The 24,962-nt window shown below is 63.4% G+C and carries 25 protein-coding genes, 1 tRNA gene and 1 pseudogene; 16 read left to right on the forward strand and 11 right to left on the reverse strand.

From position 1 onward, the window contains the following. The first annotated feature begins 24 nt into the window (after positions 1-24). A pseudogene (locus N6C22_RS12275) lies at positions 25-467 on the forward strand (VOC family protein). On the opposite strand, the gene N6C22_RS12280 reads toward N6C22_RS12275, so the two are convergent. Further along, complete coding sequence (locus N6C22_RS12280) at positions 468-1,031, reverse strand: PKD domain-containing protein (protein WP_261651403.1); 564 nt, start codon at positions 1,029-1,031, stop codon at positions 468-470. It lies immediately after the preceding pseudogene. Between the two features lie 73 nt (positions 1,032-1,104). On the opposite strand from N6C22_RS12280, the gene N6C22_RS12285 reads away from it, so the two are divergent. Then, complete coding sequence (locus N6C22_RS12285; protein WP_261651404.1) at positions 1,105-2,079, forward strand: aldo/keto reductase; 975 nt, start codon at positions 1,105-1,107, stop codon at positions 2,077-2,079. 22 nt (positions 2,080-2,101) lie between these two features. Here the strand turns inward: N6C22_RS12285 and N6C22_RS12290 are convergent, their stop codons facing one another. Together N6C22_RS12290 and N6C22_RS12295 are read right to left on the reverse strand one after the other, a co-directional pair. Next, positions 2,102-2,299 (reverse strand): hypothetical protein, encoded by a 198-nt coding sequence (locus N6C22_RS12290; RefSeq protein ID WP_261651405.1) that lies wholly within the window; start codon positions 2,297-2,299, stop codon positions 2,102-2,104. A gap of 38 nt (positions 2,300-2,337) precedes the next feature. Then, entirely contained in the window at positions 2,338-2,841 is a 504-nt protein-coding gene (locus N6C22_RS12295) for a macro domain-containing protein (RefSeq protein WP_261651406.1), read from the reverse strand. 119 nt (positions 2,842-2,960) lie between these two features. Between N6C22_RS12295 and N6C22_RS12300 the strand changes: the two genes are divergently transcribed. Continuing rightward, positions 2,961-3,104, forward strand: a complete 144-nt coding sequence (locus N6C22_RS12300; protein ID WP_261651407.1) for a hypothetical protein — start codon at positions 2,961-2,963, stop codon at positions 3,102-3,104. A 27-nt stretch (positions 3,105-3,131) separates the two neighbouring features. Here N6C22_RS12300 and dpsA read toward each other — a convergent pair whose 3' ends face one another. Beyond that, complete coding sequence (dpsA, locus tag N6C22_RS12305; protein WP_261651408.1) at positions 3,132-3,662, reverse strand: DNA starvation/stationary phase protection protein DpsA; 531 nt, start codon at positions 3,660-3,662, stop codon at positions 3,132-3,134. 202 nt (positions 3,663-3,864) lie between these two features. Between dpsA and N6C22_RS12310 the strand changes: the two genes are divergently transcribed. Then, complete coding sequence (locus N6C22_RS12310) at positions 3,865-5,292, forward strand: aldehyde dehydrogenase (RefSeq protein WP_261651409.1); 1,428 nt, start codon at positions 3,865-3,867, stop codon at positions 5,290-5,292. 55 nt (positions 5,293-5,347) lie between these two features. On the opposite strand, the gene N6C22_RS12315 is transcribed toward N6C22_RS12310, so the two are convergent. From N6C22_RS12315 to N6C22_RS12325, 3 genes are all read right to left on the reverse strand, one after another. After that, complete coding sequence (locus N6C22_RS12315; RefSeq protein WP_261651410.1) at positions 5,348-6,616, reverse strand: type IV pilin N-terminal domain-containing protein; 1,269 nt, start codon at positions 6,614-6,616, stop codon at positions 5,348-5,350. A gap of 101 nt (positions 6,617-6,717) precedes the next feature. Then, positions 6,718-7,998 (reverse strand): hypothetical protein, encoded by a 1,281-nt coding sequence (locus tag N6C22_RS12320; RefSeq protein ID WP_261651411.1) that lies wholly within the window; start codon positions 7,996-7,998, stop codon positions 6,718-6,720. Positions 7,999-8,102: 104 nt separating this feature from the next. Beyond that, positions 8,103-9,278 (reverse strand): hypothetical protein, encoded by a 1,176-nt coding sequence (locus tag N6C22_RS12325; RefSeq protein ID WP_261651412.1) that lies wholly within the window; start codon positions 9,276-9,278, stop codon positions 8,103-8,105. Positions 9,279-9,389: 111 nt separating this feature from the next. Between N6C22_RS12325 and N6C22_RS12330 the strand changes: the two genes are divergently transcribed. Together N6C22_RS12330 and N6C22_RS12335 are read left to right on the forward strand one after the other, a co-directional pair. After that, positions 9,390-9,824 (forward strand): hypothetical protein, encoded by a 435-nt coding sequence (locus tag N6C22_RS12330; protein ID WP_261651413.1) that lies wholly within the window; start codon positions 9,390-9,392, stop codon positions 9,822-9,824. Positions 9,825-9,879: 55 nt separating this feature from the next. Then, positions 9,880-10,350, forward strand: a complete 471-nt coding sequence (locus tag N6C22_RS12335) for a YbaK/EbsC family protein (RefSeq protein WP_261651414.1) — start codon at positions 9,880-9,882, stop codon at positions 10,348-10,350. Here the strand turns inward: N6C22_RS12335 and N6C22_RS12340 are convergent, their stop codons facing one another. Beyond that, positions 10,351-11,664 (reverse strand): PQQ-binding-like beta-propeller repeat protein, encoded by a 1,314-nt coding sequence (locus N6C22_RS12340; RefSeq protein WP_261651415.1) that lies wholly within the window; start codon positions 11,662-11,664, stop codon positions 10,351-10,353. A 184-nt stretch (positions 11,665-11,848) separates the two neighbouring features. Here N6C22_RS12340 and acs point away from each other — a divergent pair, with 184 nt between their 5' ends. The 6 genes from acs (at position 11,849) to N6C22_RS12370 (ending at position 16,568) form a co-directional block, all read left to right on the forward strand. Continuing rightward, complete coding sequence (gene acs, locus N6C22_RS12345) at positions 11,849-13,945, forward strand: acetate--CoA ligase alpha subunit (protein WP_261651416.1); 2,097 nt, start codon at positions 11,849-11,851, stop codon at positions 13,943-13,945. Next, the gene (locus N6C22_RS12350; protein ID WP_261651417.1) at positions 13,942-14,994 is read left to right on the forward strand and encodes a phosphotransacetylase family protein; all 1,053 of its coding nucleotides are present in this window, start codon (positions 13,942-13,944) and stop codon (positions 14,992-14,994) included. Before acs ends, N6C22_RS12350 begins: the two co-directional genes overlap by 4 nt. A 97-nt stretch (positions 14,995-15,091) precedes the next feature. Then, positions 15,092-15,220 (forward strand): hypothetical protein, encoded by a 129-nt coding sequence (locus tag N6C22_RS12355; protein ID WP_261651418.1) that lies wholly within the window; start codon positions 15,092-15,094, stop codon positions 15,218-15,220. 115 nt (positions 15,221-15,335) lie between these two features. Continuing rightward, entirely contained in the window at positions 15,336-15,653 is a 318-nt protein-coding gene (locus N6C22_RS12360) for a hypothetical protein (RefSeq protein ID WP_261651419.1), read from the forward strand. After that, a complete protein-coding gene (locus N6C22_RS12365; RefSeq protein ID WP_261651420.1) occupies positions 15,653-16,045 on the forward strand; it encodes a hypothetical protein in 393 nt (130 codons plus the stop codon). Before N6C22_RS12360 ends, N6C22_RS12365 begins: the two co-directional genes overlap by 1 nt. Then, positions 16,029-16,568, forward strand: a complete 540-nt coding sequence (locus N6C22_RS12370) for a hypothetical protein (RefSeq protein WP_261651421.1) — start codon at positions 16,029-16,031, stop codon at positions 16,566-16,568. Before N6C22_RS12365 ends, N6C22_RS12370 begins: the two co-directional genes overlap by 17 nt. Positions 16,569-16,583: 15 nt before the next feature. Here N6C22_RS12370 and N6C22_RS12375 read toward each other — a convergent pair whose 3' ends face one another. Next, the gene (locus N6C22_RS12375; protein ID WP_261651422.1) at positions 16,584-17,660 is read right to left on the reverse strand and encodes a CNNM domain-containing protein; all 1,077 of its coding nucleotides are present in this window, start codon (positions 17,658-17,660) and stop codon (positions 16,584-16,586) included. Between the two features lie 363 nt (positions 17,661-18,023). Between N6C22_RS12375 and N6C22_RS12380 the strand changes: the two genes are divergently transcribed. Continuing rightward, positions 18,024-19,133, forward strand: a complete 1,110-nt coding sequence (locus N6C22_RS12380) for a pyridoxal phosphate-dependent aminotransferase (protein ID WP_261651423.1) — start codon at positions 18,024-18,026, stop codon at positions 19,131-19,133. Between the two features lie 44 nt (positions 19,134-19,177). After that, positions 19,178-19,468 (forward strand): PRC-barrel domain-containing protein, encoded by a 291-nt coding sequence (locus N6C22_RS12385; protein ID WP_261651424.1) that lies wholly within the window; start codon positions 19,178-19,180, stop codon positions 19,466-19,468. Here the strand turns inward: N6C22_RS12385 and N6C22_RS12390 are convergent. Continuing rightward, positions 19,465-20,916: a DHH family phosphoesterase gene (locus N6C22_RS12390; RefSeq protein WP_261651425.1), complete on the reverse strand. Its 1,452-nt coding sequence runs from the start codon at positions 20,914-20,916 to the stop codon at positions 19,465-19,467. The genes N6C22_RS12385 and N6C22_RS12390 overlap by 4 nt on opposite strands. Positions 20,917-21,145: 229 nt before the next feature. Here N6C22_RS12390 and N6C22_RS12395 point away from each other — a divergent pair. Continuing rightward, a tRNA-Lys gene (locus N6C22_RS12395) sits at positions 21,146-21,219 on the forward strand. A 710-nt stretch (positions 21,220-21,929) separates the two neighbouring features. On the opposite strand, the gene N6C22_RS12400 is transcribed toward N6C22_RS12395, so the two are convergent. Further along, complete coding sequence (locus N6C22_RS12400) at positions 21,930-23,534, reverse strand: pentapeptide repeat-containing protein (protein WP_261651426.1); 1,605 nt, start codon at positions 23,532-23,534, stop codon at positions 21,930-21,932. A 128-nt stretch (positions 23,535-23,662) separates the two neighbouring features. On the opposite strand from N6C22_RS12400, the gene N6C22_RS12405 reads away from it, so the two are divergent. Beyond that, a complete protein-coding gene (locus tag N6C22_RS12405; protein WP_261651427.1) occupies positions 23,663-24,781 on the forward strand; it encodes a hypothetical protein in 1,119 nt (372 codons plus the stop codon). Positions 24,782-24,962 lie beyond the last annotated feature (181 nt).

Consider the following 24,962-nt stretch of genomic DNA (forward strand, 5'->3'; position numbering starts at 1 on the left):
GCTCCGACGCAGCGTTCTGCAGCCATGGACCCACGCATGACCATCGTGACGCTCGGGGTCGACGACCTCGACGCCGCCATCGAGTTCTATCGTGACGGCCTCGGCTTCCCGATTCGAGACCGGGACCCGGACGACGACATCGCCTTCTTCACGCTCGACGGAACCTGGCTCGCGCTGTACCCGTGGGACGCGCTGGCCGAGGACGCGAACGTTCCTGTCGGGGACGCGGCTGAGGTGGGTGAAGACGCGGCCGCTCCGGCCGGAGGCAGCGGGTTCTCGGGCGTGACCCTCGCCACAACGTTCCCGACTCGGCCGAGGTCGACGCGGTACTGAGCGAAGCGGTTGCGGCCGGTGCTGACCTCGTCAAACCCGCACAGGACACGTTCTGGGGTGGCTACTCGGGATACTTCGCGGACCTGGATGGCCACCTCTGGGAGGTGGCGTCACCGGTACTCGATGGAATGTGACTACAGTTCCTGCATCAGCAGGGGGAGAGCGACCACCTTCAGCCCGACGATGAGCAGGACGAAGAACCCGACTGCCCCGAAGAATTTCAGTGCCGGAACCGGGTTCCAGGCACTCTCGTCGTCGAATCGGAGCACGGTGTAGGTCGCGCTCTCATTGAGCGTCTCGCCGTCGGTCGTCTCGACGACGACCGTGACGGTCCGGTTCCCCTCCTGCATGAAGCGGTAGCTGGCCTCGGTCCCCGTGGCCGTCGAGCCATCGGGGAACTGCCAGGTGACGGATTCGACGTCCGCCCCGGCCACGGCGATGCTGAAGTTCTCGGTGTAGTCGTAGACGGCCTTGTCGGGCCCGTAGATGGTGACTTCGGCACCACTGGACTCGTTCTCTGGGCTGGTGTTCTCCTGCAGCGCGAGCGTCCCCGGAGCTGGGTCGGAGGCGACGGAAGGGGTGGTGGCAGTGGAGGTGGGACCGGTAGCGGCGACAGTGGGGGCGACGGCGAGCGTCATCGTGGCGAACAACACCATCGTCGTCAGGGTGGCGACGGTTGCGGTGTGGAGGGCACGCATATTTCACACAGATAACGTCGGATAGTTTATCAATCTGGCGATGTTTTTCACCCCGGGGGCCGTCGCCCCGTCCATGGAGTACACTACACTGGGTGACACCGGTATGGAGGTCAGCCGAATCTGTCTCGGGTGCATGAGCTTCGGGACCTCGGACTGGCGCGACTGGGTCCTCGACGAGGAGGAGGGTATCGAGCTCGTGAACCGGGCGCTCGACCTCGGTGTCAACTTCTTCGACACCGCGAACATGTACTCGGACGGCGAGTCCGAGCGCGTCCTCGGGAAGGCCCTGGAGGGACAGCGCGACGAGGCCGTCGTCGCCACGAAGTGCTACTTCCAGATGGACGAGGACGACCCGAACTCGGGTGGACTCTCCCGGAAGGCCATCGAGCAGGCGCTGGAGGGGTCGCTTGACCGGTTGGGCATGGACACCATCGACCTCTACCAGATTCACCGCTGGGATTACGACACACCCATCGAGCAGACGATGCGCGCCCTCGATGACGCGGTGCGCCGCGGAAAGGTCCGGTATCTCGGTGCGTCCTCGATGTGGGCGCACCAGTTCGCCGAGGCGCTGCACACCAGCGACCACCTCGGGCTCGACCGCTTCATGACGATGCAGAACCACTACAACCTGCTCTACCGCGAGGAGGAGCGCGAGATGCTGCCCCTCTGTGAGAAAGAAGACGTCGGCGTCATCCCGTGGTCACCACTTGCCCGCGGCTACCTCGCCCGCCCGCACGAGGAGTTCGACGCGACCGCCCGCGGCAAAAGCGACGAACACGCGAAGGCCCACCCGTACTTCGAGGGTGGCGGCCGCGAGGTGAACGAACGGGTGCAGGAACTCGCCGAACAGGAGGGCGTCTCGATGGCCCAGATCGGCCTCGCGTGGCTGTTCTCGAAGGACACCGTCGACGCGCCTATCGTGGGCACGACGAGCATCGAACACCTCGAAGCCGCGGTCGAGGCACTGGACATCGACCTCTCTGATTCCGACATCGAGTGGCTCGAGGAACCGTACGAGCCGGTCCGGGTGTCGGGACACGACTGAGCTGCGACCCCTATCTGCGGCCCTATTCCTCGATTTCCGCCTGCGCGTGGGTGTGGTGGTAGAACCTGATGCGTGGCCCATCGACTGGCTCGACGCAGACCCGGCGGTAGCGCTCGTTGTCGAGCAGGTTTATCATGAGCCCGCGCTCGTGGTCCGAGACGGAATCGTACGCTTGCGCACAGACCGGGCAGGCATCGGGGGTGTCCGCAGGGACGTCCATGGTCCCTGCTCGGGACCGGACCGAGAAAGACGACTCGCCTACTGGAGCTCGCTCGCGGTCTCGCGGATCGTCTCGAACTCCTCGTCCGAGTAGGCGATGAACCGCACGTCGGTCAGCGCCGTGGGTTCGTAGTTCGCTATCTCCTCGCAGATGAGCCGTGCGCCTTCGGCAGTCTCGAAGCCGGCGACGCCACACCCGAGTGCCGGTATCACGAGCGACTCGCAGCCGCGTTCGTCGGCTGCAGCCAGCGCGTTCCGGGTCGCATCGCGGATGCTCTCGGCCGTGGCTTTCCCGTCGCCGTAGTGGGGCATCGCGGCGGCGTGGATGACGTAGTCGGCGTCGAGGTCGAAGGCGTCGGTCACCGCGACCGACCCGAGGTCGACGGGCCCTTTCGCCATCGCCGCCTCGTTGAGTCCTTCGCCCGCCCCGCGGCGGAGCGCGCCCGCGACCCCGCTCCCCATCCGGAGGCTGGTCCCGGCCGCGTTCACCAGTGCGTCTGCGGACTGCTGTGCGATGTCTCCCTGGACGACGGTGAACTGCATGGCCGACCGTGCTCGCGAGACGGGGATAAAACTGGGGCTGTAGTGCTACAGTGTGACACGATTTTGGCGGGGGCTGTCGAACCGCAACACTTAGATTTAGGTTTGCCTAAAGGGCTGCTATGAGCGACGGACGGATGGACGAACTGGAGTCACTGCCGCCAGTCCGTGCGAACGAGACCAGCCCCGGCCGCGTCGTCTTCTGCGAACACGACAACTCCGACGGCTGGATCGCGACGGACTTCACAGTCGACGCCGACCCATAAAAACCGGAAAACAGCTCGAGCGAGTTCTTACTGGACGAGCGTGTCGTCCTCGAGGTAGTGGTGGATGGAGTGGATGAACTCCTCCAGTTCGAGGAGCTGCTCGCGGAGCATGTGGGCGGTGGCGTGGTCGCCGAGGTTCGTGGCGACCTCGATGTGCTCGCGCATGGTCTCGATGATATCGCCGCCCATTTCCATGTCGTTGTGGAGCGAGGTGCGGATGTCGTAGACGTGGTCGTCCTCGGGCGTGACGGGCGAGGCGTCGGCCAGCGCCGTCATGCTGCCGTGGGGCGCACCGCCCAGCGCCTGGAGGCGCTCTGCCTGCGCGTCTGCTGCCTCTTCGAGTTCGTGCGCGAAATCGCCGAGGAAGATGTGGATGTCGCGGAACTCAGCACCCTCGACGTTCCAGTGGTGCTTGCGCACCTGGTGGTACAGCGTGTACGTCGCCGCGAGGTCTGTGTTGAGCGCGTCGATGACCTGCTTGGCCTTCTTCTCGTCGAGACGGAGCGGGTTCGATTTGACCGTGTTCGCCTGCTGGCGGACCGACTTCTGGGTACTCATCGTTCTACATACGTTGACTGACAGCTTAAGCGTATGTCTGCGTGCCAGTGTCTGGTCTGCGTCTCTCGCGCAGGCTTCAGTTACCGACCCGTAACCGACCTCGGTGCGCCTGTTCGTTCTCGTGTGTTTTGCCGGAAATCAACCGCCGTCCGTTAATTCGCTCATGAGTAAATTTTTAGTTCTGGCGCTCCCACGTACTTGTATGGCTACGAAGACGGCACAGCGGAAAGAGCGGCTACTCGTCGGCGGCGAGTGGGTCGACAGCGAATCGACGCTCCCGGTAACCGACCTGGCCGACGGTGGGCACTTCGCGGAGGTCGTGGCTGCCTCCCCGGAACAGGCAGAGGACGCCCTCGCATCGGCACACGCGATGAAGGAGACCCTGCGAGAGACGACGCTCGTCGAGCGCGCCGAGTGGATGCTCGAGATCGCAGACAAGCTCGAGGCACGCGAGGAGGAACTCGCGGAGGTCATCGTCCGCGAAGCGGGCAAGCCCATCTCCTCGGCCCGTGGCGAGGTCGGCAGCGCGGCCGAGCGCTTCCGGCGCGCCGCCGAAGAGATTCGCCACATCAAGGGGCAGTTCCGCGAGGGCACCACGGCAGGCCACGAGGGCTGGGAGGCCATCGTGAAGCACGAGCCCGTCGGGACCGTGCTCTGCATCACCCCGTACAACTACCCCCTCGCGACCACGGCGCTGCAGGTCGCCCCGGCGCTCGCCGCGGGCAACAGCGTCGTCCTCAAGCCCGCGACGAAGACGCCCGTCAGTGGCGCTATCCTCGCGGAGGTCGTGAACGAGGTCGTCCCCGACGGGACGCTCAACTTCGTCACCGGCAAAGGGTCCGAGATCGGTGACATCCTCGCCGGCGACGACCGCATCAACGCGGTCGCGATGACCGGTTCCTCGGGCGCGGGCAAGCACGTAGCCAAGGAGTCCGGCATGGTCAACCTGCACATGGAACTCGGCGGGAACGCCCCCGCCGTCGTCTTCCCCGACGCCGACCTCGACGAGGCCGCCGCGGCCGCCGCGAAGGGCTCGCTCAAGTACGCCGGCCAGCGCTGTTCCGCCGTCTCCCGCGTCCTCGCGCACGAGGACATCCACGACGAACTGGTCGAGACCATCGAGGAGAAGATGGGCGACTGGGTCAAGGGCGACCTCTTCGACGAGGACACCGACCTCGGCCCCCTCATCTCCGAGGACCAGGCGGAATGGGTCGAAGGACTCGTCCAGGACGCCCTCGACAAGGGCGCAACGCTCGTCACGGGTGGCGAACGCGACGGCCGCGACTTCGAGCCGACCCTGCTCGCGGACGTCCCCCACGACGCCCGCATCGTCCACGAGGAGCAGTTCGGCCCGGTCTGTGCCGTCACGAAGGTCGCCGACGAGGACGAGGCCGTCGCGCTGGCGAACGAGGGCGACCTCGCGCTCGACGCCGCCGTCTTCACCGCGGACTACGACCGCGCGATGAAGCTCGCGAACGTCATCGACGCCGGTGCGGTCCGCATCAACGGTGCCCCGAGCCACGGGCTCGGCGACATCCCGTTCGGCGGCAACAAGGACTCCGGTATCGGGCGTGAGGGCCTCGACGCCTCCATCCACGCCTTCCTCCGCAAGAAGAGCATCGTCCTCTGAGCGAGGACTTCCGACCGCCTCGATTCCGTCTTCGATTCTTCTCTCTCCGTTCTCGTCAGGGTATCTGGGACTCTGCGATGACGTAGCTCTGGTCGTCACCCGCCCAGATGATCCGGAGCGTCGAGTCGGCACTCGTCTCACTCAGGTCGACGGTGAGGCTGTCCCCGGCCGAGACCGTCTCGTAGTTCTGGCGCCACTGGGCAGCCGTCTCCTCACCGTCGAGGGTCACGGTGAGGTTCTTCGCCTGGACATCGTCTCCGCCCTCGTGCGTGATTTTGGCCGTTGACCCGTCGACAGAGTAGCCGAAACTGAAGCTCACCTGCGGTGGTGCCCGGTTCGTCTGGACCGAGGTTTTCTCCTCCGGCGTCCCCGCCTGCAGGACGTCGAAGTCCTCGGTCGGCTGGGTGCCCGTCTGGGTGACGACGTTTCCGTCGGTCTGTGGGTCGTCCCAGTCGTAATCCTCGAACCCACTCGTGGTCGAGGTGACCTCCGTCATCGTGCTCTCGTCGGTGCTCTCGGCGTCTTCGAACGCGAATGCGAGCGTGAGTTCGGTCGTCTCTGTCCCGAAGGACCACGACCAGGCGCTCAAAGTGGTTCCCTGTTCCTCGGGGTCTTCGGTGCCACTGAACAGTTCCAGCGAGCCACCGGAGACGACGTCGGCGAGGTCGATGTACGGGTCGGACTCGTCCTCGAGCCGCGGGGCGTCTCCGGCCTTCGCATCGAGGGCGGTCTCGACGTTCGACGAGGTGCCGAACAGCACGATTTCCCCGTCGACCGCGACGACCTGTCTGTCGTTCTCGTAGATAGTCGCACCCTGGTGTGTGCCGACTTCGCTGTACGCCTCCTCGGTCAGTTTCGCTCCGATGTCGTCGGTCGAGACCACGATGAGCTTCACGTTGTACGAGGATATCATGGCCTTGACCTCGGACTGCTCGACCGGTATGCCGGTCTCGGCTGGGTCGTAGAACGACGCGAGTCGCTCGCTGACGTCGCTGGTGAAACGGTCGTACATCGGCCGAAGGTTCGCGACGTCGAGGTACAACAGGTCGATGCGCGGGTTGCCTGCCTCGCCCGGCACGTCGGCGGAGATGTAGTCGGTGAGCGAGGAACGCGAGGGGCCGCCGCCATCGCTGCCGTCGCTGCCGTCGCTGCCGTCGCTGCCGTCGCTGCCGTCGCTGCTGTTGCTGCTGTTGCTGCTGTTGCTGCCGTCGCTACCGTCGCCGCCGTCCCCACCGGGCGTGGGAACAGAGTCGAGACAGCCAGCGAGAGAACCGAGTGCGAGTGTCGAACCGAGGCCAGCCAGGAACGTCCGTCTATCGGTCATGTTTGATTGCTACCGCCGCGTGACAAAAATCCTGTTGCCGTTTTGGTAGATGTGAAATCGTACCGCGCGCCAGGACGGATTCTCTAGAGCGTTCGTCTCTCTCAGGGAAGCGTGAACCGCGCCAGCATGGAACTCACGCTGTCCTCTGCCCAGATAATCCGGAGCGTCGCCCCCGATTCGGCCTCACTCACGTCGACGGTGAGGGCGTCACCGGCCTGGACGGACTCGTAGTTCTGGGCCCACTGCGCGGCGGTCTCCTCGCCGTCGAGCGTGACGGTGAGGTTCTCGGCGTTCGCCTCGTCACCGCCCTCGTGCCTGAGGCGGACCTCGGCCTCGTCGGGGTAGTACTCGAACCCGAACTGTATCTGTGGCGGGCGGGGCCCTCGAGTCGGCCGCTCGCCGGGGTCCCCATCGGCGAGGAGGTCGAAGTCCTCGGTCGGGATGGTACCCGTCGCGATCAGGACGCGCCCCTGCGTCTCGGCCGTGAACTCGCCGTAGTCACGGAGGCCGCGCTGGTCCGCGAGGTAGGACGTGAAGTCGCTCTCGGCCGGCACCTCCCCCTCGGGGTAGGCGACGGCGGCGACGATTGTGGTTTCCTCGGGGCCGAACGTCCAGGCGTAGCCGAAGCCGGTCCCCGATTCGACGACTCCGCTGCCGTTCAGGTCCCGCGCCGTCACGACGCCGAAGTGGCGGGCCGGGAGCGCGTTCCGGATGGTTGTGAGGTCGTCGCTCCTCTCGATGTAGCGCGGAATCTCGCCGTGCTTCGCGGATAGAACGGCCGCGATGGTCTCCGCCGGGGACTCGCTGTTGCGCGTGAGCACGATGACCCCGTCGACCGCCACGCAGACCAGTTGTGTGCCATCGACAGAGCCAGTGTACTTCGTCTGCCCCGACACCGTCCCGTCCTTCGTGAGGCCCGCATCCGTGAACGCGGTCTCAAGGTCGGCGTCGGCCGTGCTCGTCGCCGCGAGGACGAGCCGACCGGACTGTACCTGCACGACGGAGTCCACGGTCCCCGGCTCGGGCTCCAGTAGCGAGATGGGACCGAGGACGTTCCGCCGGAACGTCGGGTAGCCGTTGGGCTCGCCGCCGAAGGCGTCGCGGCGCTCGTAGATGGCGGCTGCATCGGCGGTAACGAGTTCGAAATCGCGGTCGACGCCCGGGAAGGAATCGGGGGCGGGCACCCACGAGAGCAATCTCGTGGACTCCGCCCCGGTCGAGGTCTCGGTCGTCGTCCGGGTTCCGGTCGCGGTGTCCGATTGCGACGACCTGCTCGTGTCTCCGACACCGGTCGACTCGTCGAGACAGCCGGCGAGGCCGACCAGCGATGCTGTACTCGTGAATCCGACCTGTAGTAATCGACGCCTGGAGGGCGATGGCATACCCGAATGTACTGGAATCAGACAGATAACTGCTGTGTGTGGTCTGGGGGCATGGGACGGTGTCGCAATGGCCGAACCGCCACCGTCGGCTGTGGACACCTGGGTCAGTTGCAGTTCTGGAGCGTCGCTTCCGCGATGAGCGACTCGGTTCCATCACCGTAGTCCCAGTACAGTTCTAACTGGATGGTCTCCGTCGTCACGTCACTCACGTCGACCGTGGCCGAGTCACCTGCTTCCAGCGTCTCGCTGGTCGCGGCTATCGACCTCGTCTCCCCGTCGACCCTCGGCACGAGGTGTTCCACGTGTACTGGCTCACCCTCTTCGACGGTCACCGTCACCTCTCCAGACCCTGCCTCGCAAGCGAACGAGAACGCCGCGTTCGGGGCGGACCGCATGGTCGTCTCGGAGCTGTCCTCACCGGGCGTGCCCTCCTGCAACAGGTCGAAGTCTGCCAGGGTCTGGGTGCCAACCTGTGAGACCACCCGGCCATCGGTCGACGGCTCGCCCCACTCGTAGTCCTCCATGCCTCTGGTCATCGAGGTCATATCCGAGAGGGTGCTCTGGTCGGTGCTGTCTGCGTCCGCGAAGGCGATAGCGAGCGTGAGTTCGGCCGTCTCCTCGCCGAAGGTCCACGAGAAGGCGGTCACGGTCGTTCCGTTGTCACCCGGCGTTTCCGACCCGCTGAACAGCTCCAGCGAACCGCCGGAGACCACCTCGGCGAGGTCGGCGTACGGGTCAGAAACGGCCGTCAGGCGTTCTGCCACCCCCGCGCTCGCGTCGAGGGCTTTCCGGACTGCGGCGTCGGGGCCGACCACGAGGGTCTTTCCGTCGACAGCGACGGTCTGGTCGCGGCCTTTGTACAGGGTCGCGCCGCGGTGTGCCCCCGATTCGGTGTAGTCACCGTCGGCCAGTTTCGAGCCAGCGTCGCCGCTGGAGAGGGCGACGACGCTTATCGTGCTGGCCTGGACCGTCCCATCGACCGACGAGGCCGGGAACGGGAGGTGTATCTCGCCGGGGTCGTACGCCGATGCGAGTTGACTCCCAACGTCGGCCGCGAGGTCGTCGACCATCGTCTCCAGCCGCGGGGCGTCGGTGTAGAGGACGTTGATTCGCCGGCTGCCGTCGTCGCCGTAGGCGGACGCAGGGATGTAGTTCGTGAGTTCAGAGCGCGAAGCACCACCACTGTCACCCATCCCAGGGACAGAGTCGAGACAGCCTGCGAGAGAACCGAGTGCGAGCGTCGAGCCGAGACCGGAGAGGACGGTCCGTCTGTCGTACATGACTGATTCCTCTCAGCAGTTTACATAAACCCATCGTCACGTCCGGTGGGGCCGTTCTACATTCCCGGTGCCGACGGCGGCTTTTTGACCACCGGCCACGAACCCGTCGCCGTGACCGACCCCGACGCTGCCGCCCGGACCGCGCTACTCGACACCCACGCCGACCTCCTCGTCGCGGTCGCCGACTGTGCCGACGAGGTAGCCGCGGCCTGGGACGGCCCGGCAACCGACCGCCGCCAGGTGGTCGAACCGCTGACCGCCCTGCTCCGCCAGCGCGGCATCCTGGCACAGCTCCCCGAGGTGCTCGCCTCGGCGGTCGACGCAGCAGGCTACGACCTCCGGGCGAACCCCGTCCCGGCACCCCCGTACGTCGTCGTGACGAGTACCGGCCCGGTTCTCCGGGCGACGGTGGGTGACGGCCGGCTCGTGGTCCGGGTCGAGTGCTTCGAGCTTGTGCCGGACGACGGCGGCGGGAAGCCCCGGTACGTCAGGCGCGACATTACACCCGAAGACGCACTGTCTGTGACCTTCGTCCAGTCGCGATAGCGCAAGCCATACCGGCGAACGTAGCTTTTTGTCCCCCGCCATGGTCACCGCGACCATGCACGAGAGCGCCGCCGAGTTCGTCGCCGAAGCCAGCGACCGCTACGGGTTCGACCCGGACGTGATGGAGTTCCCCGAGGGGACGAAGACCGCCGCCGACGCGGCCGACGCCATCGGCTGTGACGTCGCCCAGATCGGCAGCAGCATCGTCCTCGTCGCCGACGGCGAGATCGTCGTGAGCGTCACCTCCGGCGCGAACCGGGTGGACACCGACAAACTGGCCGGGCTGGTGGGTGCCGAATCAGCCCGGATGGCGAACGCCGACGAGGTGAAGGAAGCGACCGGCTGGAGCATCGGCGGGGTCCCGCCGTTCTGTCACGCGACCGACCTGCCGGTGTACCTCGACGAGACGCTGACGACGTTCGAGACGGTGTGGGTCGCCTCCGGGACGCCGACGACCGTCTTCCCCATCGCGCCCGACGAATTGCTCGAGTACTCGGGGGCGACGGTGGCCGACGTGGCGGAGTAGTCAGTCGAAACAGACCAGCTTCCCGTCCCCGTCGCCGACGAAGAGTCGGCCGCCCGCGACGGCGAGGGACCGGGGGCTCGGTGTGACGTGCTTCTCCCACTGCGTCTCTCCAGTCACGGCGTCCAGCGCCGTCACCCAGCCGCCGCCGTCGACCTCCGGCGCGAAGTAGCTCCCGACGTAGAGGGTGCCACCGGCAGCGTTGTCTTCGTCCTTGTCGGCGTCGGACCAGTCGAACCGGGGGACGCCAGCGAGGACGGGTCGGGCGCTGCCAAGGCGCTCTGCGAACTGGCGTTCCCAGCGTACCTCGCCGTCCATCCCCCGTCGCCGGACCACCATGTCGTTGTCACCGACGTTCGTCACGCCGTCGTCTCGGTCGACGTGGACCGACCCGACGCTCCAGAGCGACCGGCCGTCGGTCGCTGGCGGCACCGCAGTGGCGCTCTGGACGGCCGCCCACTCGACGCCGCCGTCGTTCAGGTCCAGTACGCGCAGCTGAGCGCTCCCGCTCCCGAACGCGTCGATGCCGGTCAGCACGTCGATTCCTCGAACCGTGGGGGCGTGCCAGCGGTCCCCGCCGGGATAGCGCTCCCGCCAGTCCGTCGCTGGTGGGCCAGCACCAAGACGACAGCCGAGGCCGCAGGTCGGCCCGATGGCGCGGACTGCCCCGTGCTCCGCGAGCGCGAGGACGCGGCCGTGGGCCACCGCCGGCGCGAACATCTCCATGCTCTCTACCTCGCTCGACCAGCGAACGCTGCCGTCGTGGCGGTCGAATGCGACGAGCCGTCGTGTTCGCCGTGTCACACCCAGCTGAACGTAGAGCGTGTCGTCCGCGACCACCGGTGGTCTGGCATCGGGGGACGGAACCGCGGTCGACCACTCCCACTGCACACGCCCGGCAGAGTCGAGTGCGCGGACGATCACCGACGCTTCGGTCGTTGTCACGGCATAGATGGTCCCATCGACGACTGCCTGTCCCGCACCGTTCTCCTCGCTGCCGACGTGCCAGCGCTCCCGGCCGGTCGCCGCGTCCAGTGCGACGACCCCATCGCCGTTGGCGTAGACCGTGCCATCTGCGATGACCGGGGTGGCGGCCGTCCGCTCACCCCCAAGGTGACGCTGCCAGGCGACCGACCCAGCAGACGGGCCATCGCTGGCGGTGCGGCCCGTGTGATGGGCGTCGTGGTTCGCCATCGGCCAGTCGGGAGAAGTCGTCCAGTGGTGCTCGGTCTCGAGTCGTCGCTCGAGGCAGCCGGCGGAGAAACCGGTCGCCCCGAGAGCGACACCAGTCCGGAGGAGGCGGCGGCGGGAGGGCATCGTGGTGAGGTGCGCCGGGCGGACCGAAATAGCTTCAGGGTCTGTTCCGTGGAAACGAACCGTGGGTCTGCGGGACAGCACACCACCATTGCGAGTGAAACTCTGACGCACGGCGTCGGGACGATACCCGCGAAATGGTAACCGTCGCGCACCTTTATCCCGAGTCGGCGAGACGTTCTAGGTGATGGGAACGTTGACAGGCTTGTTCGCGCCAGAGCGGGTCGCCGTGGTCGGGGCGACCGACCGCGAGGGCTCGGTCGGGCGTGCGATACTGGAGAACCTCCGCAGCTTCGACGGGGACGTCGTGGCCGTCAACCCGAGCCGGGACGAAGTGCTCGGGGAGACGTGTTACGACGACTTACAGGGCGTCCCCGACCCCGTCGACCTCGCGGTGGTCGTCGTCCCGGTGAGATTCGCCGTCGACGTCGTCCGCGACGCCGGTGAGGCCGGCGTCCAGAACGTCGTCGTCATCACCGCCGGCTTCGGTGAGACCGGCGGCGAGGGCGCGAGCCGGGAACAGGAACTCAAGGCGGCCGCCGAGGAGTACGACCTGAACCTCGTCGGCCCGAACTGCCTCGGCGTGATGAACACCGGGGTCAACATGAACGCGACGTTCGGCCCGGAGATGGCCCTGCCGGGGAACATCTCCTTCATGAGCCAGTCCGGCGCGTTCATCACCGCGGTGCTGGACTGGGCGAACGACCAGAACATCGGCTTCAAGGACGTGGTCTCGCTCGGGAACAAGGCCGTCCTCGACGAGACCGACTTCGTCCGCGCGTGGGGCGACGACCCCGACACCGACGTCGTCCTGGGATACCTCGAATCCATCCAGGACGGCCGCGAGTTCATCGAGGCGGCGCGCGACACCACGAAGGACACGCCGGTCGTCGCGGTCAAGTCCGGGCGCACCGACGCCGGGGCGAAGGCCGCATCGAGCCACACCGGGGCCATCGCCGGCAGCGAGGCCGCCTACGAGGCCGGCCTCGAACAGGCTGGCGTGCTCCGTGCCGAGTCGGTCCAGGAGCTGTTCGACTCGGCCCGCGCGCTCTCCGGGCAGCCACTGCCCGAGACCGACGAGGTCGCGGTCATCACGAACGCGGGCGGCCCCGGCGTGATGGCGACCGACGCCATCGGCGACAGCTCGCTGTCGCTCGCCTCCTTCACCGAGGAGACCCTCGACCGGCTCAAGGAGGAGATGCCCGACGAGGCGAACGTCTACAACCCGGTGGACGCCATCGGCGACGCCGACATCGACCGGTTCGAGCGGGCAATCGACATCGTGCTCGACGACCCGAACGTCGCGGCCGCGGTCGTCGTCAGCGCCCCGACCGCGGTGCTCGACTACGCCGACCTGGCCGACGTGGTCGTCGAGAAACAGGCGGCACACGAGAAACCGCTTCTGACCTGCCTGATGGGCGGGGAACGAACCGGGCCGGCCGCCGAGACGCTCCGCGAGGCCGGCATCCCGAACTACTTCGACCCGGCACGCGCCGTCGACAGCATCGACGCGCTGGCCCGGTACCGGCGCATCCGGGACACCGACTACCAGCCCGCGACCGAGTTCGACGTGGACCGCGAGGCTGCCCGCGAGGTGCTGGAGCAGGCCAAGGCCCGCGACGACAACCGCCTCGGCGTGGAGGCGATGGGGCTGCTCGACGCCTACGGCATCCCGACGCCCGACGGTGAGGTCGTCGACTCGCCGGGCGAGGCGGTCCAGACCGCCGCCGACATCGAGGGCCCGGTCGTGATGAAGATCGTCAGCCCGGACATCCTGCACAAGTCCGACATCGGCGGTGTGAAGGTCGGCGTCGAGACCGACGACGTGTACGACGCCTTCGAGGACCTCATCACCCGCGCCCGGAACTACCAGCCCGACGCGAACATCCTGGGTGTGCAGGTCCAGGAGATGGTCGACCTCGACGAAGGGACCGAGACCATCGTCGGCGTCAACCGCGACCCGCAGTTCGGCCCGCTCGTCCTCTTTGGACTGGGCGGCATCTTCGTCGAGGTGCTGGAGGACACGACCCTGCGAGTCGCGCCCGTCTCCGAACCGGAGGCTCAAGACATGATCGACGACATCCAGGCGGCCCCGCTGTTGCGCGGAGCCCGCGGCCGAACCCCGGCCGACGTGGATAGCGTCGTCGAGACCATCCAGCGCCTCTCACAGCTCGTGACCGACTTCCCGCAGATACTGGAACTGGACATCAACCCACTGGTCGCCGGCCCCGACGGGGTTCAGGCGGTCGACATCAGACTCACCGTGGACACGGAGGACCTATGAAATCGTTACTCGTCACCGCGAACGCAGAAAGCACCGGCAAGACAGCCATCACCCTCGCCCTCGCCAGCATCGCACAGGAGCGAGACGGCAGCATCGGGTACATGAAACCGAAGGGCACGCGCCTGCAGTCGAACGTCGGCAAGACGCTCGACGAGGACCCGATGCTGGCGAAGGAACTGCTCGGCCTCGACGCCGAGATGCACGAACTCGAACCCGTCGTCTACTCGCCGACGTTCATCCAGCAGGTGGTTCGTGGGCGAGAGGACGCCGACGAGGTTCGCAAGCGGATATCCGAGGCGTTCGACTCCCTCGCGGCCGACCAGGACCAGATGTTCCTCGAAGGCGGCGGTCTCAGCACGGGGAACATCATCGACATCGCCGACGGCGACATCGCCGAACTCGTCGATGCAGAGGTGCTCCTGGTCTGCTCGTACAATCGCATCAACGACGTGGACGAGGTGCTCGCGGCCGTCGACGACATCGGACGCGACCGGCTCCGCGGCGTCGTGTTCAACCGTGTTCCCGACGGCGTGTACGAGGAACTCGAGGACGACGTGGTACCGTTCCTCGAGAAGCGCGGCGTCCCGGTCGTGGGAATCGTCCCGCGTGAGAAGCACCTCGCGGGCGTGACGGTGCAGGAACTCGCCGACGAACTCGGTGCCGATGTCCTCACGGACGTGGCCATGGACGGGTTCGTCGAGCGCTTCAGCGTCGGCGCGATGGGTGCCGACGCGGCCCTGCGCGGGTTCCGCCGGACGAAAGACGCCGCCGTCATCACGGGTGGGGACCGCGCCGACATCCAGTCGGCCGCGCTCGAAGCCCCGGGCGTGAAGTGTCTCATCCTGACCGGTGGCCACCGACCATCGGGTGCCGTGCTGGGCAAGGCCGCCGAGAAGGGCGTGCCCATCATGGTCGTCCAGGCGAACACCATCACGACCGTCGAACGCGCCGAAGACGTGGTCCGGGTCGGCCGGACCCGCGACGAGCAGACCGTCGAGACGATGGTCGAGCTGCTCCGCAACCACGCAGACGTCGACGCCCTGCTCTGAGGACGGGCCGACCGCACCGGTGGCTGGTCGCGAAGGGAGTGGGCCGTGGCCCCGATTAGGCCCGACTCATTTCCATCCGGCGCTGCTCGCGTCGGATATGGAACTCTCATCCTGGTTCGTCGTCGCTGGCGCGATCATGTTCGTCATTCCCGAGCCGATCACGTCCGTGCTTGGTGTCCTGACTGCACTCGTCGGTGCGGTGCTTCGGTACGGCTTCGGCATCTGAGCCGTGTCACCCGCCCGGCCCGGCCGGATCCACTGCCAAAGACTTTTTTAGCACCGGTCACAGATGAGCAGAAAGTGATGCAGACGAACGGCCTCGGCGACCGTGGTGGTCGCGAGTGATATCCGAGGAGACCTACTGGCTCCTCGTTCAGGCCGTGACGGTCGCCAACATCGTCGTGCTGAGCATCGGCTTCGTGCTGTCGCTCATCGCGGTCCGTGGGTTCAGCGGGGCACCCATCAACCGGATGCTGAAGCCGATGCCGGTCGTCTTCGGGGCGTTCATCCTCACGAACGCGCCGGTCGCCGCGTTCTACCTCTTCGAACTCCCCCACTACCGGGTGCTGTTCAGCATCGTGTTCACGGTGGCCGTCCTCGCCGCGGTCGTCGCCGCCCTGCAGGCGGTCTACCTCCTGACCGAACGGAGGGACCTCTGATGGTGCTCGACCTGCTCCTGGAGAACCCGTTCCAGGTCGTCACGGCGATACACATCGCCCTGTTCCTCGCGGCCTCGCTGTTGTTGCTCTACCCCGCCATCGCGTACGCCCAGAACGTCGCCTACACCGAGGGCATCGTCGGGCTCTCGGTCGGCCTGTTCCTCGTGACCGTCGCGAACGTCCTCGGGTTGCTCATCGAGTACGACGTCATCCTGCCCGACCTCTACAGCTCCTTCCTGGTCACGAGCATCCTGAACCTCGGGGCCTCGACCTGCGCCACCATCGGTATCTACTACTTCGCGAGACAGTTCATCGACACCGGCCAATCGTCGTTCGAGGCCGAGACGCACACCGACACGACCGGAGGGTTCGAAGATGCGGACGACGATTGAGCGAGAGCCGGTGGCGGTCGACGCGGGCACGCAGGCACTCGTGCTCATCTCGTCGCTCCGGTCCCCGCTCTCGCTGATTCCCGAATCCGCCTTCGAGAACCTGCTCGTGGTGTCGACCACGCGCTCGCCGACGAAGATAGAACAGCTCGTCCGGGACCGCGGCGGCGACCCGAACAAGGTCGGTGTCGTCCCGGTCTCCGGGTCACCCGTGGACTACGACGGGCCGATGTGGACCGGGTCGGTCGTCCACCCGAACGACCTGAGCGGCATCCACCAGCAGTTCTCGACCGGGATGAACTACGTCAAACCCGGTGAGGGCTGGGTGGTCTTCGACAACGTGAACGTGTTGCTGATGTACGCGGAGCCGTCGGGCGTCTACCAGCTCGTCGAGTCCGTCGCCACCCAGACCCGGGACCGGCGGGCCAGCGGGGCCTTCGCACTGGTCCGCGACGCGGTCGCCGACTCCACCTACGACCGGTTCAGGGGGCTGTTCGACACCGAACTCGACCAGCGCGAGCCGTGAGAAGGAGTACTGGTTCTACGACGCGTCGAGCGGGTCGGTCTGCTCGCCGGTGATGACCTCCCAGGCGTCGGTCGGGGTGAGCAGTCCGACGACCTCGCCACCGCGTTCGACGAGTGCGAGCTCCTCGCCAGCGGCCTGGAACTCGTCGATGGCGTCCGACACCGACGTTTCCGCCGAGAGCGTCATCGGGGTGCTGGCACAGTCGGTCAGGTCCGTCTCGCCCGAGCGGAGCCCCTCGAAGTCCCGGAGGACCGCCGGGGCGTACACCGCACCGCGGTAATCGTCAAGGGTGTCACCCACCAGCGGGAACCGGGTGTGGGGGTGCTCGCGCATCCGGTCGAGGTTCGTCTCCACGTCGTCGCCGGCGTGCAGGGTCACCGCCTCGTCGATGGGGACCATGATGTCCTCGATGGGTTTCTCGTCGATCTCGAACGCGGCCAAGACCTCCTGTCGGCGTTCCTGGGGCAGGTCGGACTTGCCGAGCACGTCGCCCATCCGGGTCCGCAGCTCGGCACGGGAGGAGAGGGTCTCCTCGCCCTCGTCCAGTTCTTCTTCCGCCCACGACCGGGTCATCTCGACACCGAACAGGGCGAGGATGGCCTTCGCGATGCGGTCCGCGAGGCGGATGAACGGGGACATGAGCTTCGTCCAGAGCGAGAGCGGCCGGGAGCCGTACTTCGCGGCCGTCTTGGTGCGCTCGACACCGAAGTAGGTCGGGGCCTGTTCCCCGATGACGACGTGCATGAAGTTCATCAGGCCGAACGCGGTGATGGCCGCGATGGCGGCGTGGGACCCAGGCTGGGCGAGACCGACCAGCACGAACAGCGGGTTGATGGCCGCCGACAGCGCGGGTTCGGCGACGACACCGAGACCGATCGAACAGACGGTGATACCGACCTGGCAGCCAGAGAGATAGATCTCGAGCTCTTCGGTCATCTCCCACGCCCGTTCGAGTCCAGGGTGCCCGGTGAACTCGGACTGGGGGAACTGCCTGATGCGCGTCATCGCGAACTCGGTCCCGACGAAGAACCCGTTCGCAAGCAGGAGGGCGAAACCACCGAGGAGTCTGGCGGCAGTAAGCAACTCGCTCATCGCCAAACCGTGGTGGTTCCGGTCACTTAGATATGTGGTCTATTCTCGTTAGGATGGAACGGTCGGACCCCGGAACCGGTCGATTCCAGTGGCTCCTCGGTCTGAGGAGTTGGCACTCGGTGGGTCAAAAACGGTGGGGGAGAACCCCCCAGTCAACGACCGACTCGGGCAGGGTCGGTCGTCGAGGGCCGGATTGTCAGAGGCACCCCGGCACTCACACAAAATGGAGTGAGAGATTTATCCTCATGCACTCGGGAGATGACCGAGTGTCGAATACTTGTATAAAAAAGTTTTGTGTATTTATATACTGCCACCTGCGCCGGGAGCCGAACACTCAACTACTCGGCCGTGTGAGCCGGTGATATGTTCCCCACCATCGAGTACCTCGAGTGGATCGCGGGGAGACCCGACGCCGCGACCCACGACCTCGGGTCGAGCGACCTCCGTGGGAGCTTCCAGCACCAGCGCGGGCCGGTCCCTGGCCGGCTGGCCGGACTGGAGGACCCACCGCCGGACCGGGGCCTCGAGACGCAACTCGCCGACCTGTACGAGGTGGACGAAGCGAACGTCCTCGTGACCGCGGGAGCGACCACGGCTAACTTCGTCGCAATCGCCACCGCCCTCCAACACACCGGGCCGGCGACCGAGGAGCCACGACCGCAGGTACTCGTCGAGAAACCAGGGTACGAGCCGCTTCGTGCGACCCCACAGGGGCTCGGCGGCCGGGTCGACCGCTTCCTCCGACCGCCAGAAGACGGGTACCCACTCGACCCGCACCGGGTCGAGGCCGCGCTGACCGAGGACGCGAGCCTCGTCATCACGACCAACCGGCACAACCCCTCCGGGACGGTCACTCCCACCGAGACGCTCGCCGAGGCGGCACAGCACGCTGGTGAGGAGGGGGCCCGACTCCTCGTCGACGAGGTGTACGCCCCCTACGTCACGGAGCCCACGTCGGAGGGCGCCTTCGGCGCGCCGACCGCGGCTGGTATCGAGAACACCGTCGTCACGGGGTCACTGACCAAGTTCATGGGACTGGGCGGGCTGCGGGTCGGCTGGCTCATCGCCGATGAGGACTTCATCTCACAGGCCCGGTCCGTCGCCTGGCACCTCCCCACACTGGCCGAACCCAGCGTCGCCCTCGCCGGCCGGGCGCTCGAACATCGGGCCGAGCTCGTCCCGGTCCAGCGTGACCTGCTTCGCGCGAACCACGAGCTACTCACCTCGTTCGTCGAGGAGCGCGAGGACCTCACGGGGTCGATTCCACCGGGCTCGCCGTACGGCCTCGTCGAACACGAGTCCGTCGACGGCGACGAGCTCGCCGCCAGAGCGTGGGAGGAGTACGACCTGCTGGTCGTTCCGGGCCGGTTCTTCGACCGCCCGGGGGCGGTCCGCCTGAGCCTCGGTCGCTCCACTGCCCACTGCGAGGACGCACTTGCCGTCCTCGCCGAACTGCTCGACACGCTGTCGTGAGAGTCTGACCAAGAATTAAGACCCGTCTCTCCCTCAGGGTGGGTATGGACGGGACACCGCAAGAGATAACGAACCTCGTCGGACGCGAGGTGTATTCGAACAACGGCGTCTTCGTGGGTGAAGTCGAGGACGTCCGTCTCAACATCCAGAACAGGGTCGTCACCGGGCTCGCACTGACCGAACTCAACCCGGAACTGTTCAACGGTCGCCTCAGCGGTGAGCGAGGCGTCCTCATCCCCTACCGGTGGGTGCGCGCGGTCGGGGACGTGGTACTCATCAACGACGTCATCGAACGGCTCAAGAAACCCGAACAGGAGGACGAAGTCGCGGTCTAACTGCCGTTTCCTGACTCGCCGCTCTCGACGCCCATCGCCTGGAACAGTTTTCGCTTCACCGCCTCTTCGGTGAGCTGCAACAGCGTATCGCGATTCTCGTCGTTCGTCTCGATTCCCGTGAAGATACCGAGTGAGATCTCCGCGCTCGCCTGGGTGGAGTGCCCGGCGGCCTCGCCGATATCGCCGTAGGCGTCGGCGAGCACCTTGCCGATGTTCATCCGGATGTCCTTCGAGCGCGCCGCGAGGAAGATGGTGTCGTCGGCGATGCCGAAGACGGCCGTGGTGGTGATACCCTCCAGGTTGAGGAGGTGCTGGGCCGCCTGTGCGAGCGCCTCGCGGTCGCGGATGAACCCCGCGTTCGAGACGAGATGGCTGCCCTGTACCTCGCGGTTCTGGATGGCCTCGGCGAGTACGTCCAGCGTCTCCGGGCTCATCGACGGGGACTCGACCTGTTCAAGCAGGTCGTGGTTCGCGAAGGGGTAGAGGTACGCCGCGGCGGTGAGGTCCGCCGGCGTGGTGTCGCGCTTGAAGTCCAGCGTCTCCTCCCGGATACCGTAGAGCAGCGCCGTCGCGACGGCCTCGTCGACCTTCATGTCGAACTCCTGGATGTACTTCGTCATGATGGTCGACGTCGAGGACATGTTCGGGCGCACGTCGAGGAACGCCGCGTCGAGGTCCTCGTCGGGCTCGTAGTGGTCGATGATGACGTCGACGTCCACGTCGACCGAGTCGCCGCTCTTGGCGTGGTCCACGAGCGCCATCGTGTCGTACACCTCCTTCTCCTCGACGTCGGCCCAGTTCAACAACTCGATACCGAGCAGGTTGACGAACGCCCGGTTCTCCTGGTGGCCGATGTCGCCGAGATAGCAGATGTCGGCCTCCACGCCGAGGTGCTCGGCGATGGCCTGGAGCGCCGCTGCAGAGGCGATGGAGTCGGGGTCGGGGCTGTCGTGGGTGAGGATGGCGACGCGCTCTTTGGTGTCGGTGAGGACCTCCGCGAGCTGGTTCGCCTTGTACTCCAGTTCGCCGGATTCGAGCGAGCGCATCGCCGCGTCGGCGATGACCGACGACGGGTTGATGACCACGTCCGCGCCCATCTCGGTGAGTTCGTCCCCGGAGACCGGGTCCGACGCGCGCACGACGACGAACTGTTCGCCGCCTTGCTCCCGGATGTTCTGGACCGCCGCCTTGTTCGACTCGACGTCGGAGGCCATGATGAGGACCACGTCGCAGTCAGCGATGTCCTCGGCGACAGCCTCGTCACGGATGTCCGCCGTCTGGGCGTTGAGGTCCTGGTCGCGTAGCGCCTCGACGCGCCCCTCGTCTCGGTCGACAATCAGCACGTCCTTTCCCTGCTCGACCAGTTCCTCGGCGACGGCGTGGCCGACGCTCCCACACCCGAGGATGGCGTACTTCGACATCGAGGAGATGCTGACCCCGGTACTCATGTTGTCCAACACCTTTCGCCCGGGGCACTTAACGCTCCCGAACCCACCGGCTGACCGCGATTCCGGGGACTGTGGCGGGGTGCGAGGCCGAAACAGCCCCACCTGCCCCGCGGAACCACCTCGGCTCGTGCCTGGCGTCCCGCCGCCTGCATGTGGATGGAACACACTCACGAAGCAGGGTCGAATGATAACCCTTTTTAACTACCACCAGCAAGCATGGAATGCAGTTGGGCCGGTAGCTCAGTTAGGCAGAGCGTCTGACTCTTAATCAGACGGTCGCGTGTTCAAATCGCGCCCGGCCCGCTTTTCAGGATGCAACAACGCGAGCGAAGCGAGCGTTCAGCATCCCGAAACGGGAGACTAGAGATTTGAACGCAGCGAGCAGTGCGCGGTTCGAGGATACGAGAACCGCGATGCGAACGGCGGAGCCGTGAGCAGCTTGCTGCGAGTGAGTGTTCATAATCGCGCCCGGCCCGCTTCTTCAACACTCGAAACACGTTCGAGCGTTGCGTGTCTTCTGGCACGCGTCCACGAGTACTTGCACTCCACTCGGGAGTTAATTGCACGATTTTCAGACGGCGAGTCCGCACCCTGGAGTGGTCCGGGTCCACTATGTCTTGCGGTTCTACCCGTTCAAACGCTCCGCACAGAGATAGCTTTGACTCCGGGAGAGCCCACGCCGGACACCTATTGCGACCGAGAACGCCCCCGACTCCAACCTCTCGCCCGCACCTGCCGCGACACTGACTCGAAACGTACCGACCTCCGGATGGGCCCGCAATCTGGCACCTCCAGGAGGTTGGCAAGTCGTCAGTCGCGGAGTGCCCGATGGGAGGGTTGCCGCTCGCAGAATTTTGGAAACCCGGATTGCGCATAGGCAGCGTCTCACAAGATCACTCCGGGTAGTGGTCGCGGGTGGGGAGTATTGAATATACGTGAGATTAATATTCCGAGACCTTCCAGCTGCTTATCACAATAGCACCAACCAACCGAGGGAGTTTACTGGTCTCCCCTTACCAAGTAGCCCGCCTCCCGAGTACGAAAACAAGCAGAGCCATAAGTGAAGCCCCAATTACAGCTTCACTTGCAGCAACGTATCTGGAGAATCCCTCAGGCTGAATGTCTCCATACCCTAAAGTAGTAAATGTAACAATGCTGAAGTATAGGCTTGTAAACCACAGTTCGAGGTCAAATTCTACGCTGCAGGACAAAATCGCATCGATTGGGGATGAATATTTTATCATGTCTCCACCCTGATTTATGCCCCATATTGGGTAGATAAACGAATATATAAGTGTTGTAAAACCAAGCGATGCAAGTACATTTCGGTGCCCCTCTCCATAATTTATAGTCAAGCGCGAAAGCTCTGACTTTATGCAGGTTGAGACCTTTTTGATCTGGGAACCAAACCGTAAATGGAAATCTGTATCTGAATCTTTCTCGGGTGTGAGTAGATTGGCAATATATCCAGCCTTTCGCGTCATTAGTCCACTGAAACCATCACTGTCAGTAGAAACTGGACCACACAATTGAATCCAACTCAGTCTCCTCTTCAGATCCTTCTCCTTAATATAATATTCCTGGGCTTGCTTCGACAAAGCATTGTCCTTGCTTAGATTAGAAAGCGAGTTGTAGGTCCAAATGGCACGGTTGATCTGTTCAACTTTCGCATCTTTATCGTCACGACTCACAGACTCTTTCTCATATTTTGATATAGAATCAAAGTTGGTATCGTGGTCGATAATCGCGTCCGAAATTACTGCCGAGTGTAACTTTGTGTCTACTAATTCCGTACTTTGAAGGTTTGCACCATCGAGGACTGCCCTCTCCAGTGTTGAACCACTAAGGTTCGCATCGAATGCAAAGACGTTAGTTAAGTTCGCATTTGTAAAATCAGCGTTGATAGTGGCATTAGACATATTAGCTCCGCGTAAATCTGCCCCTGTTAATACCAAATCTGCGAATTCCGTCTCACTAAGGTCTGCATTGCAAAAGTTCGCATCTATCAAATCTCGACACAGCTTGGACGAACGATCAAAGTCAGCACTCTTGAAGTTAGCAGAATCCTTGAAATCTGCGTCAATGAAATTAGTACCCTTGCACACTGAATCTTGGAAATCAGTTTTTTCCTTGGTGAATGTTGAATTGTCAAAAGTGGCGTCTACAAACCGACTTCCAGATAAGTCACTCCCAGAGAAATCTACTTGATCTAACTCGGCATTCTCGAAAGAAGAGTAGAAGAGGATCATATTTGAAAGATTCACATTTGATAGTTCCGCATCGTCAAAATTGGCCCACAAAAATGAAAATTCTGTTAAATCACTCCCATTGAGTGTACAATCTTCCAGATGTGGCTCACAGACCAATTTTTGTTTGTTGCTACTTGCTGACTTAATGTCTTTTGTAGATTTTCCAGACCTTTGAGTGTGCCATACACAACGATTTGAATCCGTTTCAGCTTCTCTCGGACATTGATGTTCCTGAAGTTGAATATCATCTATACTTCCAGAAATCTCTTTCTCCTCTCCTAATTGATTATACTTTATGTCTCCATATTGGCCAAATTGTTGTTCCTTTTTCCGTGACCAAGAGAATTCATATTCACACTGGTTAGTCATGTGGTAGATGTTAACTAAAATTCAAGATTTATCCTATACATAGTTTTCTACAATCTCTGCTGAGCGGAGAATGTGGGACATGGAACGTATGAAGGTTTAAGAGATACTGGAAGAAACCTCACCACATCGTGCCCGCTTTCGAGTACATCAACACCAGACGAGAGCTGAAACAGATGCTTCGAGAGCGGATGGTGGATTCTTATGATTCTGTTGCAACAAAACAGGAGCTTCACGACGGGCAGACGTACCTGAAGTCCTATCTAATTGAATCTAACCGATCTTCGCTCTCAGAGGGCACTGTCTCGCTTGGTGATCAGCAGTTGCATATCTCGGAGACTCAAGAACCTGGTTTCGTTCGGGCAACCGCCCAAACCGATGACGGCCGGGTTTACTTCTTTATCGATAAACTGAATGAGCGATTTTGGTCTATACACACGGTAGCTAAAGCAACTGTTAGTGATAAAATTATTAAACGGATTATCTTTCCGAGATTCACTGAGCTGGATTATCCCTGGCTCTCTAATGGGTTCCTTGAGAGGGTAGGAAAACAACCAGAAGCCACTTTTAGAGCGTTCTCTGTAAAATTCGAAGACGAATTCCATGAGATAACTGAGAACAGTGGTGGTGTTGAAGGACTTTCAATGCGTCTTTGGGGAAATAGTGCAGACGAGGTTTTGGATACGCTTAGAACTAATCAGAATATCAGCGGTTCTACCTCATTATCAAATGTTGGGATTAAAAAAGAATTTGGAGAGCGTGTTCTTCTGAGTGACATTACGTACCAATCAAAGTTCACAGCGAGAGGCGAATCCGTTGAGGGGCATCTTAGCCAGGTGCGGAATGTCATGGAAGACTATTACACAATCTTGGATAAGGTCGAAAATGAGTATAGTATGTATACTGAGCGAAGAGGGAGCGGAACTCACATCGATGGCCACCCCTTGTTAATCGACTTCGATCGAGAAATAGAGAATCTCAGAGAGTTTGTAGATGAACTATTCTCGTCTACAAACCCGTTCCGCCTCTGGGGAATTGTCGATGAAGTAGAGGAGGACTATTATACTGTCGCTGGTGTTGACATGCACACCGGTGACAAAATCGATTTTGAAGTTTGTCCCAACTGGATACGAATCTATCTACCAAAGGGAAGCTGTGGAAATGTCGTGATGAGATTGTATACAAATATACAACATTATTACGATTCAAAATCTACACTGGAGGGAGAAGACAGTGAGCAACTTATCTAAACGAACTCGTCTAATAAATATCTGTATCGGGTTTACGAAAAGTATGCCCCATTGGCCCTCGTTCTTAGACAGTGCTGGGTATGACTTGCAATCAGTGCGGCCTATCTTGGTCAATTCAGACGATGACAAGGTGGTCCCTGATTTGCTGTTGGGCTCTACTTTCGCTCAAAATGTGCTTGTT

This window comes from Haloarchaeobius sp. HME9146 (assembly GCF_025399835.1).
In the GTDB taxonomy this organism is placed as follows: Archaea; Halobacteriota; Halobacteria; order Halobacteriales; family Natrialbaceae; genus Haloarchaeobius.